This is a genomic window from Trichloromonas sp., assembly GCF_034006665.1.
Classification (GTDB): Bacteria; Desulfobacterota; Desulfuromonadia; order Desulfuromonadales; family Trichloromonadaceae; genus Trichloromonas.
In genome coordinates this window covers 24,612-40,159 of record NZ_JAVESI010000024.1, presented here as the reverse complement: position 1 = coordinate 40,159, position 15,548 = coordinate 24,612, and the positions used below count along the sequence as shown (strand labels likewise).

Sequence of the window (15,548 nt, the reverse complement as noted above, 5' to 3'; positions counted from 1 at the left end):
TGATTGGTTGCCGAGCCGCATCGGGATTTTTTCTGTAAGTGGCTTTTGTCATTTAAAGCGCCACTGAAAGGTGTTTCAGCTTCTTGACATCCCGGAATCTCACCTGATTGGCAACCCGGCAGGCACTACCCTCACCCTCACCCTCACCCTCACCCTCACCCTCACCCTCACCCTCACCAGCAAAGGAGAGAACCATGGGTTTCTTCAGCAAAATTCTCGCCAAGCTCGGTATCGGCAGCGATTCTACCGAGGCGACCCCGGCTCCCGCCGTATCGTCCGCCGCTGCGAAACCGGTTGTTACTCAAGCCCCCAAGTCGATCGCTGTGGTCGATGTCGTCGCCCAGTTGGAGCAGCGCGCGGCCGCGAATCCGCAGAAGCTCAACTGGCGAACCTCCATTGTCGACCTGCTGAAGCTTCTCGAAATCGACAGCAGCTTCGCGGCGCGCAAGGAACTGGCGGTGGAATTGGGCTGTCCGGCCGACCTGATGCAGGACTCGGCGAAAATGAACATGTGGCTGCACAAAACGGTGCTTGCGCGGATTGCCGCCAACGGCGGCAATATCCCCCAGGATCTTTTGGACTGAAGAAACTTAACCAAGGAGGATAAAGATGAGTTTAATCGTATCTTTGATTATCGGCGGTCTGGTCGGCTGGCTGGCGAGCATCGTCATGAAAACCAACGCGCAGATGGGCATGATCGCCAATGTGCTGGTCGGGCTGGTGGGGTCGTCGTTGGGCTTCTGGCTCGCGGGATTGCTCGGCATTGCCCCCGCCGGCGGTATTCTCCGCTTTGGCATCGCCATCGCGGGCGCTGTGCTGCTGATCTTCATCCTCGGCAAGGTTGGTTTCTTCCGGAAAAAATGACGGCTGATTCAGTTCTCTCCGTCTGAGAACGAAAACGCCCGTTACCATTGCGGTAACGGGCGTTTTTTCGCTGATGTGGAGCTGGTTTCAGCCGCTGCTCGCTGGCGGCTTCGCTCCTTCGCCTTCTTCATCCTCCTCCTCGTCCTGATCGGTCTTCTTCTTGCCGAAGAAGCGGGCGGCAAGGATGCCGACTTCGTAGAGGATAATGAAAGGCACGGCAATGGCGGTTTGGGAAAAGACGTCGGGCGGGGTGAGGACGGCGCCGACGATGAAGGCGACGAGAATGGCGTATTTGCGGTTTTTGCGCAGCCAGAGATGGTCGACCACCCCCATGCGGGCGAGGAAAAAGATGACCACCGGCAGCTCGAATACCAGGCCGAAGGCAAAGAGCAGTCGGGTCGAGAGGGTCAGGTAACTGCCCATGGAGAGCATGGCGCTGATCCCGGCGACGCTGGTGCCGTAGCCGATGAGAAAGGTAAAGATGGTGGGGAAAACATAGAAGAAGCCGAAATAGGTGCCGATTCCGAAACAGAGGCAGCTGACCAGCACGAAGGGGATTGCGAAGCGCTTTTCGTGGCCATAGAGTCCAGGGGCGATAAAGGCCCAGAGCTGCCAGAGGATGACCGGCAGGGCCACCAGCACGCCGGCGATGGCGGCGATCTTGAGATAGGTGAAAAAGGGTTCGGTGGCGTTGATAAAGACCAGTGAGCTGCCTTCGGGGAGGGCCGCCTGCACCGGTTCGGCGATATACTGGAAGAGTTTTTCGGCGAACGCGTAGCAACCGAGGAAAGCGATGATCCAGGCGCAAACGGCGATGATCAGACGCTTGCGCAGTTCTTCGAGATGGGCGGTGAGGGGCAGCTGGTCATCCACCATGAAAGGTGTCCTTGGGTGCCTGGCGGGGCGCCTCCCCCGGGGCGGGGGTTTGTTCCTCGATACCGGCGCGGGTGTCGATGACAGGCGGGGTAGCGGCTGTCACCGGTGGCGCGGCGGAACGCAGCGACTCGGGTTTGTCCTCGGTGCGGCTCTCCTCGTTCAGGGTGCTTTTAAGTTCGTCGGTGGCCTTGCGGAACTCGGCGAGGCCCCGACCGAGGGCGCGGGCCAGATCGGGAAGTTTTTTCGGGCCGATGACGATCAGCGCCAGGGCCAGAATCAGCAGAAGCTCGGGCATGCCGATGCCAAACATAAAGAAAACCTCAAGGATAGAGGGGATGCGGGATGCGTTGCAGCGTGCCGAGATTATCCCTTCTCCCCCAACCTGTCAAGGTCAAAGGGATTCGATAAGGGTTTGACATATCAGGGCTTTTAAACTATTATACGGCGATTCAGCAAGCCTATGCTGCACACCGACGGAAGGTGGCCCTATGACCCAGGAAGAAATGTTCAAGGAAATTCGCCGGCTGGCTGCGGAACGCGATGCCCTGCTGTTGGCGCACTGCTATCAGCGTGACGAGATTCAGGCTGTGGCCGATATTACCGGTGATTCCCTGGCTCTGTCGCTGGAAGCGGCGCGCACCGAGCGCCGGGTGATCATCTTTTGCGGCGTTCATTTCATGGCCGAAAGCGCGGCGATTCTGGCGACGGAGAAGATCGTCCTCCTCCCCCGTCCCGACGCCGGCTGTCCCATGGCCGACATGGTTACCGTTGAGGGCCTGCGGGAGATGAAGGCCCGGCTCCCCGGGCGTCCGGTGGTGGCCTACGTCAACTCCTCGGCGGCGGTCAAGGCTGAAAGCGACATTTGCTGCACCAGCGCCAACGCCGTCAAAGTGGTCAACTCCCTCGACGCCGACGAGGTGATTCTTGTGCCCGACCGCAACCTGGGTCGTTACATCGCCGCCAATACCGATAAGAAGTGCCATTTCTGGAAGGGCTACTGTCCGACCCATGACCGCCTGACGGTGGAAGAGGTCAAACAGGCCCTGGCCGAGCATCCCGGTGCTCTCTTCATGGCCCATCCCGAGTGTACCCCGGAGGTTCTCGCCCTGGCTCATCATATCTGCTCTACTTCCGGCATGTACGGTTTTGCCAAGAACAATCCGGCAAAAACATTCATCGTCGGCACCGAGGCGGGCGTTCTCTACCGCTTGCGCCTGGAGAGTCCCGACAAGGAATTCATCCTCCCCTCGCGACGGCTGATCTGTCCCAACATGAAGCTGACGACTTTGGAGGACGTTCTGAAAAGCCTGCAGACCCTTACTCCGCGGGTCACCGTACCGGATGAGGTGCGGGAAAAGGCGCGGGTCGCTCTGGAGCGGATGCTGGCTGTGCCCAGGGACTGACCCGTTTTTTGCTGAAGAAATCATCAGGCGGGGCGTGTTTGGCACGCCCCGTTTTTTTAGGACAGGCTGAAGTCATGGAGCAGTCTCCACAAGCCCCGGAAGTTGTGCATGCCACCGTCCGCTCAGTTCTCGACGGCCTGAGTACCGGCACTCGCTGCCTCGAAGTGCTGGGGCTGCTCGGTTCCAGCAATGCCTATCTGCTGGCGGCGGAACTGGGAACCTTTTCCGAACCGCTGCTGGTGGTTGCCGCTGATGGCCGCGAGGCGGAACGCTGCGCCGCCGCCCTCGCCTTTTATCACGGACGCCCCGAAGAGGTGCTGCTCTTTCCCCATTGGGAGATTCGTCCTTACGAGCCGTTGAACCCCCATCCCGAGGTCGAGGCGAGTCGCCTTTCGGCTCTGGCGGCTTTGCACGAAGGGCGGGCGCGGGCGGTGGTGACGACAGCGCGGGCGCTTTCCCAGCGGGTTATTCCCCGGGCGGTGCTGGGAACGCTGAGCGCGAGCCTGCGCGCCGGCGCGGATTATGCCCGGGCCGAACTTACCGAACTGCTGCTGCGCCTTGGCTACAACGCCGTCCCTCTAGTGGAGGATCGCGGCACCTTTTCAGTGCGTGGCGACATCCTCGACATCTTTCCTTCGACCCTGCCGCAACCGGTGCGCCTTGAATTCTTCGGCGACAGCCTGGAGCGGCTGCGCCCCTTCGATCCCGTCAGTCAGCGTTCTGTCGCCGCTGAGCTCAAGGAACTAAGGTTGCTACCAGCGCGGGAGATGGTCCTGACCGGCGAATTTCTGAGCAACTTCTCCCGGCGGCTCAAGGAGCGCTGCGATCTCCTCGGCCTGCCCCGCACCCTGCGGGAGGCGGTGCTGGAAGAAGCGCGGGAGGGACTTCTCGCTCCCGGGCGTCAGTTTCTCCTCCCCCTGGTTTATGACCGGCTCGACAGCCTCTTCGACTATGCCCCTCAAGGGCGTTGGGTGATTCTCGATCCGCCGGCGGTGGAGCAGGCCGGCGACGAGTTCGCCGCCGAGGTCGCCGAAGGGGTGGAGCGTCTGGCTCGCCGCGAGGAGCCCTATGTCGAGGCGGCGGAGCTCTATCTGTCCCCGGCCGACCTAGAACGGGAACTGGCTTTGCGCCACCGCCAGGATTTTTCCGCTCTCGACGTGCTGCGCCTGGACGAGGAGCGGCAGCGTTTTCGAATCAACGTCTTCGGTAACGGCGACATCCACGGTCGCCTGCGCGAGGCCGGCGGTTTCGCGGCGCTGGCCGGGCAGTTGCGGCAGTGGCGCGAGGAAGGCTGGCGCACGCTGTTGGTCTGCCGGCAGCAGGGGCAGGCCGAGCGGCTCATCGACCTGCTTGCACCCGAGGGGATGCATCCCGGCTTTGACCCGGTATTCTCCTGCAAGAACCTGCGCCCCGGGGATCTCGTCGTCACTTTGGGGGAGCTGGCCGACGGCTTTCGTCTGCCCGACGAAAAGCTGGCGGTGGTCACTGAGGAGGAAATCTTCGGTCAGCGTGTGCGGCGACGGCCGCGTAAGGATGTGCGCGCCTTGCTCTCTTCCCTGGCCGAGCTCAAGGAGGGGGATTACGTCGTTCACGCCGATCACGGCATCGGCCGTTACCACGGTTTACAGCATCTCCGCATGGGGCCGACCGAGGGGGATTTTCTTCATCTCGAGTATGCCGGCGGCGACAAGCTCTACTTACCGGTGGAGCGCATCGAGAAGGTGCAGAAGTATGTCGGCGGCGAGGGGCAGACGCCGCGTCTTGACAAGATGGGCGGGGGAGCCTGGGAGAAGGCCAAACTCAAGGCCCGCGCCGCCGTAGAGGAACTGGCCCGCGAGTTGCTCAAGATCTATGCCCGCCGGGAGTTGAGTCAGGGCTTTTCCTACAGCCCGCCGGATCGGGTTTTCCGCGAGTTCGAGGCGGCCTTTCCCTACGAGGAGACCCCCGATCAGTTGCGAGCGATCCAGGAGGTGTTGGCCGATATGGAGTCAAGTCGTCCCGTCGACCGCCTGGTTTGCGGCGACGTCGGCTACGGCAAGACCGAAGTGGCGATTCGTGCCGCCTTCCGCGCCGCTCTCGATGGTCGCCAGGTCGCGGTGCTGGTGCCGACCACGGTCCTCGCCCGCCAGCACTGGGAGACCTTCCGTGAGCGCTTCAAGGGTTATCCGGTGGAGGTGGACATGGTTTCCCGCTTCCGTACCCCGAGCGAACAGAAGCAGGTGCTGGAGCGTGCCGCGGCAGGTCAGGTCGACATCCTCATCGGCACCCACCGGATCTTGCAGCGGGACGTGCGTTTCAAAAATCTCGGCCTGGTCATCATCGACGAGGAGCAGCGTTTCGGCGTCAGCCACAAGGAACGGTTGAAGAAGCTGCGTGCCGAGGTCGACGTCATCACCCTCACGGCCACCCCCATCCCTCGCACCCTGCACATGAGCATGATGGGGATGCGCGATCTCTCGGTGATTGAGACCCCGCCGGTGGACCGGCTGGCGGTGCGCACCTACGTCACCCGCTTCGACGACGACCTCATCCGCGAGGCGATTCTGCGTGAGATCCGCCGGGGCGGACAGGTTTTCTTCGTTCACAACCAGGTGAAGAACATCGAGGCGATGGCCGAATTCCTGCGCACCCTCGTCCCCGAGGCGAAGATTCTCGTCGGTCATGGGCAGATGGGGGAAAAGGCGCTGGAGCAGGTGATGGTCGACTTCATCGAAGGCAAGGCTCAGGTGCTGGTCTGCAGCACCATCATCGAGAACGGCATCGATATCCCTCGGGCCAACACCATCATCATCAATCGCGCCGACTGCTTCGGTCTCTCCCAACTCTACCAGCTGCGTGGCCGGGTCGGGCGCAGCCGCCACCGCGCCTACGCCTACCTGCTCATCCCCGGTGAGGGGAGTCTGACCCGCGAGGCTCGGGAGCGGCTACGAGTCTTGCAGGATCTCACCGAACTCGGCGCCGGCTTCCGCGTCGCCAGCCATGATTTGGAGCTGCGCGGCGCCGGCGATCTGCTGGGCGCCCGCCAGGCCGGGCAGATCGCCGCCATCGGCTTCGAGATGTACAGCGAACTGCTGGAGGAGACGATCCACGAGCTCAAAGGCCTGGAGCGGGAGGAGAAGATCGACCCCGAAGTCCGCCTGGGGCTCTCGGCCTTCCTTCCGGAAAAGTATTTGCCCGATCCCAATCAGCGTCTGGTTTTCTACAAACAGCTGGCCGCCGCCGAAGCCGTGGAGGAGCTGTACGACCTTGCCGACGAGCTGCGTGACCGTTACGGGGAACTGCCTGAACCGGCGACTCTGCTCATCGAGGTGATGAAGCTGCGGGTGCTGATGAAGAGACTCAAGGTCGAGTTGGCTGAATACGACGGCCGCCAACTGCTTTTCGCCTTTCATGCCGGGACGCCGGTGCCGCCGGAGAAAATCCTCAAGCTCATGGATGATCCGGGCAAATACCGCTTCTCCCCCGACTATCGCCTGTCGGTGCGCATCGGCAAGCTGGCGCCGGAAGAGGCGCTGGCGGTAGCTAAAAAAGAATTGCAGCAGTTTCTCTAGCTGTGCTAGCTTTCCCTTTTGTATTCGTTGTTTTTCCCTGGTTTAAGATTTCATGGCGGGGCGTTCCGCGTGAGGACTGCATGGTCATGGGCCGCTATCGATTCCTCCTGCTGCTTTTGTTCGGGCTGGTGCTTCTGGGCTGCCGCGAGCGTGGAGAGGCGGCGCCGCAGGTGCTGCTCAAGGTCAACGGCCGCGAGGTCAGTCTCGATGAATTCCAGAAACATTTCGCCCGTAGTCTGCCGCAAGATCAGCAGCTTGCCGACGACGAGCGGATCGAGCTGGAGCGGGCCTTTCTCGTGCGCATCGTCGACCGTGAACTGACCTTGGCGGAAGCGGAGCGCCTGGAGATCGCTCTGACGGCGGAGGAGCTGGCGGCGGCGGAGGCCGAGGCGCGCAGCGATTACCCCGAAGAGGAATTCCGCGCCGGGCTCAAGGCTCGTGGCCTCGATGAAAAAGACTGGCGACGGGAACTGGAAGAGAGCCTGCTGATGGAGAAGGTCGTGCGCCTGGCGGTCTACGACCGGATCGCGGTCGGCGACGAGCAGGTCGCCGCCTACTATCGGGAACATGCCGAGGCATTTGCCCAGCCTGAGCAGGTGCGGGCGCGGCAGATTTTGGTCGCCGATGCGGCTGAAGGGCAACGGCTGCTGTCGGAACTGCAAGCGGGCGCCGATTTCGCCGAACTGGCGCGCCTCCATTCCCTTTCCCCCGACAGCGAGGAGGGAGGGGATCTCGGATTTTTCACCCAGGGGGAAATGCCCCCAGAGTTCGACGAGGTTCTCTGGAATATGGCCGAGGGGGACCTGGGTGGCGTGGTTCGGAGCGAGTACGGTTATCATCTTTTCCAGTTTCTGGAGCGCCGTCCGGCGCTGCGGCTTTCCCTGGAAGAAGCGCGGGAGCGGATTCGCTCGCGACTGCGCCAAGGCGCCGAGGAGGAAGCCTATCAGGAGTGGCTGCGGGGACTGCGCGAGCAAGCGGCCATCTCCATCAACTGGTCGCTGCTCGACTGATCTCTTTTGGGGCGCTGAGCGCCCCCTTCGGTCAAACTTTCCACACAAGGATATGCGATGCATCGTTTTCTCGCCCTTCTGCTCATGTTGGCGCTCTTTCCCGCGACGCTTTATGCTGCGCAGACCGTTAATCGTATTGTTGCCGTGGTGAATGCGGAGGTCATCACCCAGTACCAGATTGACCGGGAGTTGGAAAAACGGAAGATGGGCGCTGAGGCTCAGGCGCGTCTTTCCTCCGGCGATCTGGACGAACTGCGACAGCGGGCGCTGAACAGCCTGATCGAAGAAACCCTGGTGCGGCAGCGGGTCAAGGAGCTGGGGCTGGAGGTGAGTCAGGAAGAGATCGAGGCGGCCATCAATGATGTCCTTCTGCAGAACCAGCTGTCTCGCGAGGAACTGATCGAAGCCCTGAGCCTGCAGGGGATGGAATTCAAGGCCTATCAGGAAAATCTGCGCGAACAGATCCTGCGCTTCAAGTTGTTGGGGCGTGAGGTCAAAAGCAAAGTCGACGTCTCCCAGCAGGAACTGCTCGACTACTTCCGTGAGCACATCGATGACTATCGGCAGAAGCCGACGGTTCATCTGGCCCGCATGACTTTTCCTCTCCCCGACCGACCCGGACCCGCCGAGGTCGAGTCGGTGCGTTCCCTGGCCGTGGAGGCGCGGGATCGCATGCGCGATGGCGCAGATTTTCTCGCGGTGCTGGCGGACTATTCCGGGGCCGGCCGTGCCCAGGGGGGGGATATGGGGAAGGTGGCCGAGGAAGAGTTGACCGCGGCCTTCGCCGATGCGGTGAAAGGTCTTACGGCTGGGAAGATCAGCGAGCCGGTGGAGACCCCCGGGGCCTTTCATCTTTTCAAGGTGGTGGAGCGTAATGCCGGTTCGGTGCGGCAGTTCGACGCGGTCAAGGATGAGATCGCCAAGACACTCACCGAACAGAAGACCGATGGGGCATTCAAGAGTTGGGCCGAGAGCCTGCGCAAGTCGGCGCGGATCGATATCCGGCAATAGCGGTCTTGTCCATGCGAGAGCATGAGCCCCGCCTTTGCCGGCGGGGCTTTTTTTTACGAGAATAATTTTTTGTTGGGCGTTTGCCCAAGGTCCGGAGGCTTATGCGGCGACCGATCGTTATTACCCAGGGGGATCCCACCGGGATCGGACCGGAAATCATCCTCAAGGCCCTGCTCGACGGCGCTTTCGATGCCCTTTCCCGCCCTTTGTGGGTGGCCGGGGATGGGGCGGTTCTGCGCCGGGCGGCAGCGGTCTTCGGCGTTCCTTGCGTGGTCGAGTCCGCCGGCAAACGGCTCCGGCTGGTCTGTGGCGGGCGCGCTCTCGACGTCGTACCGTTGTCGGCGCTGGTGGCGGATAAGCTGATCTACGGCCGACCGGACATCCCTTGCGGCCGGGCCATGCTGCGTTACATCGAGTGGGCCTGCGCCGAGTGTCTGGCCGGCCGGGCGGCGGCGATGGTCACGGCGCCGATCAGCAAGGCGGCGATTCATGCCGCCGGTTGCGACTTTCCCGGCCATACCGAACTGCTTGCCGAGCGCTGCGGCGTCGAGAAGGTGGTCATGATGCTGGCCGGCGAGCGCCTCAAGGTCTGCCTGGTGACCACCCATCTGGCCTTGGCCGAGGTGCCGCGAGTGCTCAGCGAAAGGGAGATTCTCGAAACCATCCGCATCACCGATGCCGCTTTTCGCCGCTTCTTCGATCTGGAGCGGCCGCGGATCGCAGTTCTGGCCCTCAATCCCCATGCCGGCGAGCAAGGGATGTTCGGCGACGAGGAGCCGCGCCTGATCGCTCCGGCCATCGCCGCCGCCCGGGCTGAGGGGATCGCGGCAAGCGGACCGCACAGCGCCGATACCCTCTTTTATTTCGCCGTGCGCGGGGAATATGATGCGGTGGTCTGCATGTATCATGATCAGGGGCTGATTCCCCTCAAGCTCCTCCATTTCGAGGATGGCGTCAACGTCACCCTGGGGCTGCCCATTATTCGCACCTCCGTCGATCACGGCACCGCCTATGATCTCGCCGGCACCGGCAAAGCCAGCGCTGCCAGTCTGGTCGCGGCGGTGCGCCTGGCCGAAAAAATGGCGGCGCATTTATAACCAATTACCCATCACCGGTTTTCATGGCTAATAAAATCGTTATCAAAGGTGCCTGCGAGCACAACCTGAAATGCATCGACGTCGAGATTCCCCGGGACAAGCTGGTGGTCATCACCGGCGTTTCCGGGAGCGGCAAGAGCACCCTCGCTTTCGACACCATCTATGCTGAGGGTCAGCGCCGCTACGTTGAGAGCCTCTCGGCCTATGCCCGCCAGTTTCTCGGGCAGATGCAGAAGCCCGATGTGGAGAGTATCGAGGGGCTGTCTCCCGCCATCTCCATCGAGCAGAAGACCACCTCGAACAATCCCCGCTCGACGGTCGGGACGGTGACGGAGATCTATGACTATCTGCGTCTGCTCTACGCCCGGGTCGGCCGGGTATACTGTTCTTCCTGCGGCAAGGAGATCACCTCGCAGACGGTGGAACAGATGGTCGACCGCGTCCTCGCCCTGCCGGAAAAGAGCCGGCTGCTGATTCTGGCTCCCATCGTGCGCGGGCGCAAGGGGGAGTACCGCAAGGAGTTGAAGCAGCTCATGGCCGACGGGTTCGTGCGGGTGCGCATCGACGGCGAGATGCGCGAACTCGCCGAGGAGATCGCTCTCGACAAGAACAAGAAACACTCCATCGAGGTGGTGGTCGACCGACTGGTGGTCAAGCCCGATGTGCGCGGGCGCCTGGCCGACTCGCTGGAGACCGCCCTGCGTCTGGCCGAGGGGATTGTCCGGGTGGAGATCGTTGACGGCGCGGGAACGACGGAAAGCTCCTTCCTCTTTTCCGAACAGCACGCCTGTGTCGAGTGCGGCGTCTCCTACCCGGAGATCGCTCCGCGCATGTTCTCTTTCAACAGTCCCTACGGCGCTTGCCCCGACTGCTCGGGGTTGGGGACGCGGATGTATTTCGACCCCGAGGCGGTGGTACCCAATCCAGCCCTCTCCCTGCGCGAGGGGGCGATCGTCCCCTGGGAAACGCGGGGAGGCGGCGGCTACTACTTCCAGCTGATCGAGGCGCTGGCCGACCATTATGGCTTCGACATTAACCAACCCTTCGAGAAACTCCCTGAGCGGGTACGGCAGGTGCTGCTGTACGGCTCGGGTAAGGAGGAGGTGCGCTTCTACTTCGATCAGGGGGGCGGGCGTCGCCAGTATTACCACAAGCCCTTCGAAGGGGTGATCCCCAACCTCGAGCGGCGTTATCATGAAACCGATTCGGATGGGGTGCGGGAGCATCTTGGCCAGTTCATGAACGTCATGCCCTGTCCCACTTGTGACGGCGCCCGACTGCGCAAGGAATCCCTCTGCGTGCGTGTCGGTGGGCGCAACATCCGCGAAGTGACGGCGCTCTCTATCGCCGAGGCGGAAAGCTTCTTTGCCGAGCTGCGTTTCGAGAAGCAGGAAGCGGAGATTGCCCGGCGCATCCTCAAGGAGATCCGCGAGCGTCTCTCCTTTCTCTCCCACGTCGGCCTCGACTACCTCTCCCTCGATCGCACCGCCGGCACTCTTTCCGGCGGTGAGGGGCAGCGCATCCGTCTCGCTACCCAGGTTGGTTCCAGCCTCATGGGGGTACTCTATATCCTCGATGAGCCCTCCATCGGCCTGCATCAGCGGGACAACCGGCGGCTGCTGGAAACCCTGAAAAAGCTGCGCGATCTTGGCAACACCGTGCTGGTGGTGGAGCATGACGAGGAAACGATCCTCGAAGCTGACTTTGTGATCGATATGGGACCGGCGGCCGGTGTTCACGGCGGTGAGGTGGTGGCCCAGGGAACGCCCCAGGAGATTCTCGCCAACCCGAAATCCTTGACCGGGCGCTATCTCTCCGGCGAGTTGACCATCCCCCTGCCGGCCCAGCGGCGCCGGAGCGAGCGCTGCATCGAGGTCAAGGGGGCTGCGGAAAACAATCTCAAGGGAATCGATGTGAAAATCCCCCTCGGGGTGATGACCTGCGTCACCGGTGTTTCCGGCAGCGGCAAGTCGACCCTGGTCATCGATACCCTGTATAAGGCGCTCTCCCAGCGCCTCTACCGCAGCCGTGAGAAGGCCGGCAAGGTCGACGACATCCTCGGCCTGGAAGGACTCGACAAGGTCATCGACATCGATCAGTCTCCCATCGGGCGCACGCCCCGCTCCAATCCGGCGACCTACACCGGGGTCTTCACCGACATCCGCGACCTCTTCGCGCAACTGCCCGAGGCCAAGGTACGGGGCTATAAGGCGGGACGCTTTTCCTTCAACGTCAAGGGGGGGCGTTGCGAGTCCTGCGAGGGGGATGGCATTCTCAAGATCGAGATGCACTTTCTGCCCGACGTCTTCGTAACCTGCGAGGTCTGTCGCGGGGCGCGTTACAATCGGGAAACCCTGGAGGTGAAATACAAGGGGAAGAGCATCGCCGAGGTGCTGGATATGACCGTCAACCAGGCGGCGAAATTCCTGGAGAACATTCCGCGCATCAAGAACAAGCTGGAAACCCTGCGCGATGTAGGCCTGGGCTACATCAAGCTCGGGCAGAGCGCCACGACCCTCTCCGGCGGCGAGGCGCAACGGGTCAAGCTGGCCAAGGAGCTGGGCAAGCGCGCTACTGGCCGGACGATTTACATTCTCGACGAGCCGACCACCGGGTTGCATTTCGCCGACATCCAGAAACTGCTCGACGTGCTGCAGCGGCTGGTGGAGAGCGGCAACACAGTGGTGATCATCGAACACAATCTCGACGTAATCAAGACCGCCGACCACGTCATCGACCTCGGTCCCGAGGGCGGGAGCCGGGGGGGGGAGATCGTCGTTGTCGGTACTCCCGAGGAGGTGGCGCGGGACTCCCGTTCCCACACCGGGCGTTATCTGCGCGCTTACCTCAACCTGTAGGATCGAGGCTCAGGCAGGGGCGATTTCCCGGATCAGGTCGCCGTTGACGATATAGTGGGCGTCGTGGCTGTAGAGGCAGAAAAAGCCGGGGGTTGAATTAACGTAGTCCTGCAGCCGCCCTTTGCCGGCGGGCATGGCGATGATAATGTCTCCCTCCAGAAGTTCGCCGCCGTAGAAGGTCAGGCGTACGCGGTTCCAGTTGCCAAACTCTCTTTCCTCTTCTTGGAGGGGATAACGGACATGGGTGATCGCGCTCTTGTTGACTAGGGCAAAGCGGCCACTTTTGTCCCGAAAGGGGAAGAAGACATCCGGTTCGTGAAATATTTCTACCAAGCGCTGTTGTCCGCTGTGGGAAGGACTGAAGGGACTGAGAAAGAGAATGCCTTCATGCACTACGCCGTCGGCGAGAAAGAGGGTGACGGGAAGTTCGATTTTCTCCACCCGGTAATCGTTCATCGAACTGTCTCCTGGTCGGAAAAAGGGAGTTGATATCAATAGCTTCCAGCGACTTATGCTAATCTTTTTCGGGGTGGGACGCAAGCAAAAGGCACGCGGCAAAAGGGGCAGCTGCCTCTGGCGTGATTGACAGGCTGCCGTGGTTCGTTAAAATTTAAGACTGTGATAAGTGAAACCTCCCGGCTTTGAGTGCCGCAGGTTTGTATGAGACCCACCCTCAACCACCAGGGAGTTATGGAATGACCGAAGCAAGCAAGACCCAAAAGAATCTTCAGGAAGCCTTTGCTGGAGAGTCACAGGCCAACCGGACCTATCTGGCCTTCGCGAAAAAAGCGGAGCAAGAAGGATTTCTTCAGGTGGCCAAACTCTTTCGCGCGGCTGCCGATGCCGAAACCGTGCATGCTCACGCCCACTTGCGGACCATGGGGGGCATTGCCGATACGGCGGAAAATCTGCGGATTGCCATTGGTGGTGAAACCCATGAATTTACCAGCATGTATCCGCGCATGATCGCCGAGGCCGAAGCGGAAGGGGCGCAGGTTGCCCTGCGCAATTTCAGGTTCGCCAATGCCGTAGAAAAGGAGCATGCCACTCTCTACCAGAAAGCCCTTGACAGTCTCGGACGGAACGAGGACGTGGACTACTACGTTTGTCAGGTCTGCGGGCATACCCACGAAGGCGAACCCGCCGGAGCCTGTCCGGTCTGCAACGCTGCGAAAAGCGCTTTCAAGAAGATCGACTGATTTTCCTCCTGCCGGAGCACCGGGGAGAACCGGCGCTCCGGTTCTCCCCTCTTTCAAGGCTGCGATCTGCCGCTTGGTCCGTGCTCCGCATCAGCCCTTCACCCTGTCTTCGGTTCGGGACGAAGACCGCTTTACAGAAATGCTACAGAGCATGCATTTCCGAGCTTGTTGATGCCCGGAAAGGGAAGAAGAGAGGTTTCTATGGAAAAGTGTCCGGTATGTAAGGAAGAGCAAAAGGGTAAATATTGGTGCAAGGCCTGCAAGACGGTTTTTGTCTGTCCGGCGCCGGGGTGCGGGGCGGAAATTCGGAAGCGGGGAGAGGACGTTTGCCCTCGTTGTGGACTGTTGTTCAAGGAATATATCGAATCCCGCAAGATGTACCGGTTGTGCCCCAAATGTAAGAAGAAGCAGGGTCTTTCCGATCCCCAGTGCAAGTTCTGCAAGTACTGGTTCAACTGTCCGACCTGTGGACACAAGGTTCCTTCCACCAGCATGCTGACCTGTCCCCGGTGCGCTACCCCCCTGCGTTGACGGAGCGAGGTGAAGGGGTTGGCGTGGTCTAGGATGTTGACCTGTTTGCCAGCGGAGAAATGCAATATTGTCCACCGATGATCTGTTAAAAAAACGGGCAGCCTAAGGGCTGCCCGTTTCGTCATTGGCTGACTGTTTGTTCTTGTCCTTCCGCACGGGAAGGTTGCAGGAACTGGAGATTCAAGTCTGCACACCAAAACGAGGTAAAATCCAGCGGTTAACGACATACCACAGGATGATAAGACCGATAAACCAGAGCCATTCCATTGTCGACCTCCTTTGATTTGTCTAGCAATATATAACAGAATTCGATTCTTATCAAGGGAGTCGGTTTCGCAGAAGCGGATAGCGGTGGCTCGAGGTTAAGGTGAAAGCAAAAAATGGCGATTCCGCACTGGAGTCGCCGTTGTGAAAACAGGTTTCAGTTCAAGGGGGTGATATCCCCCCAGCCGGTGATGTTTCGGGTCACTTCGCCGGGATTCCCGGCGTAACGGATACTGCCGACGCCGCTGATCTCCCCGTGTAAACGCTCGCTGGCGTGGACTTCGGCGGAACCGGCGCCGCTGATTGCCACGGTAACTGTTTTTGCTTTCAGTTGCCGGGCGAGAAGCCCCGAGGCGCCGTCGATTTTGGCGTTCAGGCGCTCCGCCCTACCCTCCAGGGTCATGTTGCTGGAACCGGAAAGTTCGATTTTCAGGTCATCTCCGTTGAGATTTTGTACCTGAAACTCATTGGCGCCGCTGGAACGGATCAAGTCGAGGGTTTTCACGCTGATGGTCAAGGTCATGGGCGCGCTGGCGCAGATCGATTTTTTCGAGGTGACGCGTAAGATCCCATCTTGAACCTCGGTCAGGATCAAGGGGAGGAGGTTGTCGTCGGCGGAGATTTCGACGCTCTGATCCTTTTGACAGGCGATACGGACCGTGTAGGCACCGTCGACTTCCAATGCGTGAAAGGCTGGCAGAGAGCGGCTTTGCTCCTTGGCGGAGCCGCTTCCCTGAACGCAGCCGCTGACGTTACCGGTATTGACGATGTTCGAGCCGATGTTGATCTGCACGGCTCCCCAGCTATGTCCCGAGGCGAGCAGGATGCCGACGCAGGAAAGGAACAAGAACGTTTTAAGATGTCGAGCGCACATGGCAGCTCCT

General features: G+C 60.9%; 14 protein-coding genes. 10 read left to right on the top strand and 4 right to left on the bottom strand.

Annotation, left to right across the window (positions count from 1 at the left end):
• Window positions 1-194: 194 nt before the first annotated feature.
• Together RBR25_RS10470 and RBR25_RS10465 are read left to right on the top strand one after the other, a co-directional pair.
• A complete protein-coding gene (locus tag RBR25_RS10470; protein ID WP_432819497.1) occupies window positions 195-584 on the top strand; it encodes a DUF3597 domain-containing protein in 390 nt (129 codons plus the stop codon).
• 25 nt (window positions 585-609) lie between these two features.
• Complete coding sequence (locus RBR25_RS10465) at window positions 610-864, top strand: GlsB/YeaQ/YmgE family stress response membrane protein (RefSeq protein WP_432819496.1); 255 nt, start codon at window positions 610-612, stop codon at window positions 862-864.
• A gap of 87 nt (window positions 865-951) precedes the next feature.
• On the opposite strand, the gene tatC is transcribed toward RBR25_RS10465, so the two are convergent.
• A complete protein-coding gene (gene tatC, locus RBR25_RS10460; RefSeq protein WP_432819495.1) occupies window positions 952-1,740 on the bottom strand; it encodes a twin-arginine translocase subunit TatC in 789 nt (262 codons plus the stop codon).
• Complete coding sequence (locus RBR25_RS10455) at window positions 1,730-2,050, bottom strand: twin-arginine translocase TatA/TatE family subunit (RefSeq protein ID WP_432819494.1); 321 nt, start codon at window positions 2,048-2,050, stop codon at window positions 1,730-1,732. The genes tatC and RBR25_RS10455 overlap by 11 nt, the downstream gene beginning before the upstream one ends.
• A gap of 178 nt (window positions 2,051-2,228) precedes the next feature.
• On the opposite strand from RBR25_RS10455, the gene nadA reads away from it, so the two are divergent.
• The 6 genes from nadA to uvrA all read left to right on the top strand — a co-directional run bounded on the left by nadA (window position 2,229) and on the right by uvrA (window position 12,670).
• Entirely contained in the window at window positions 2,229-3,143 is a 915-nt protein-coding gene (gene nadA, locus RBR25_RS10450) for a quinolinate synthase NadA (protein WP_432819493.1), read from the top strand.
• Between the two features lie 74 nt (window positions 3,144-3,217).
• A complete protein-coding gene (mfd, locus tag RBR25_RS10445; RefSeq protein ID WP_432819513.1) occupies window positions 3,218-6,694 on the top strand; it encodes a transcription-repair coupling factor in 3,477 nt (1,158 codons plus the stop codon).
• A gap of 86 nt (window positions 6,695-6,780) precedes the next feature.
• Window positions 6,781-7,704, top strand: coding sequence for a peptidylprolyl isomerase (locus RBR25_RS10440; protein WP_432819492.1), 924 nt, complete (start codon window positions 6,781-6,783; stop codon window positions 7,702-7,704).
• A 57-nt stretch (window positions 7,705-7,761) separates the two neighbouring features.
• Entirely contained in the window at window positions 7,762-8,715 is a 954-nt protein-coding gene (locus RBR25_RS10435) for a SurA N-terminal domain-containing protein (RefSeq protein WP_432819491.1), read from the top strand.
• 101 nt (window positions 8,716-8,816) lie between these two features.
• On the top strand, window positions 8,817-9,812 hold the full coding sequence (gene pdxA / locus RBR25_RS10430; RefSeq protein WP_432819490.1) for a 4-hydroxythreonine-4-phosphate dehydrogenase PdxA: 996 nt from the start codon (window positions 8,817-8,819) through the stop codon (window positions 9,810-9,812).
• Window positions 9,813-9,835: 23 nt separating this feature from the next.
• Window positions 9,836-12,670 (top strand): excinuclease ABC subunit UvrA, encoded by a 2,835-nt coding sequence (gene uvrA, locus RBR25_RS10425; RefSeq protein WP_432819489.1) that lies wholly within the window; start codon window positions 9,836-9,838, stop codon window positions 12,668-12,670.
• Window positions 12,671-12,679: 9 nt separating this feature from the next.
• Here uvrA and RBR25_RS10420 read toward each other — a convergent pair whose 3' ends face one another.
• On the bottom strand, window positions 12,680-13,126 hold the full coding sequence (locus RBR25_RS10420) for a hypothetical protein (RefSeq protein WP_432819488.1): 447 nt from the start codon (window positions 13,124-13,126) through the stop codon (window positions 12,680-12,682).
• A 239-nt stretch (window positions 13,127-13,365) separates the two neighbouring features.
• On the opposite strand from RBR25_RS10420, the gene RBR25_RS10415 reads away from it, so the two are divergent.
• Both RBR25_RS10415 and RBR25_RS10410 read left to right on the top strand, forming a co-directional pair.
• Window positions 13,366-13,869 (top strand): rubrerythrin family protein, encoded by a 504-nt coding sequence (locus RBR25_RS10415; RefSeq protein ID WP_432819487.1) that lies wholly within the window; start codon window positions 13,366-13,368, stop codon window positions 13,867-13,869.
• 201 nt (window positions 13,870-14,070) lie between these two features.
• Entirely contained in the window at window positions 14,071-14,400 is a 330-nt protein-coding gene (locus tag RBR25_RS10410; protein ID WP_432819486.1) for a hypothetical protein, read from the top strand.
• A 421-nt stretch (window positions 14,401-14,821) separates the two neighbouring features.
• Here the strand turns inward: RBR25_RS10410 and RBR25_RS10405 are convergent, their stop codons facing one another.
• Window positions 14,822-15,538 (bottom strand): head GIN domain-containing protein, encoded by a 717-nt coding sequence (locus tag RBR25_RS10405; RefSeq protein WP_432819485.1) that lies wholly within the window; start codon window positions 15,536-15,538, stop codon window positions 14,822-14,824.
• Window positions 15,539-15,548: the final 10 nt, after the last annotated feature.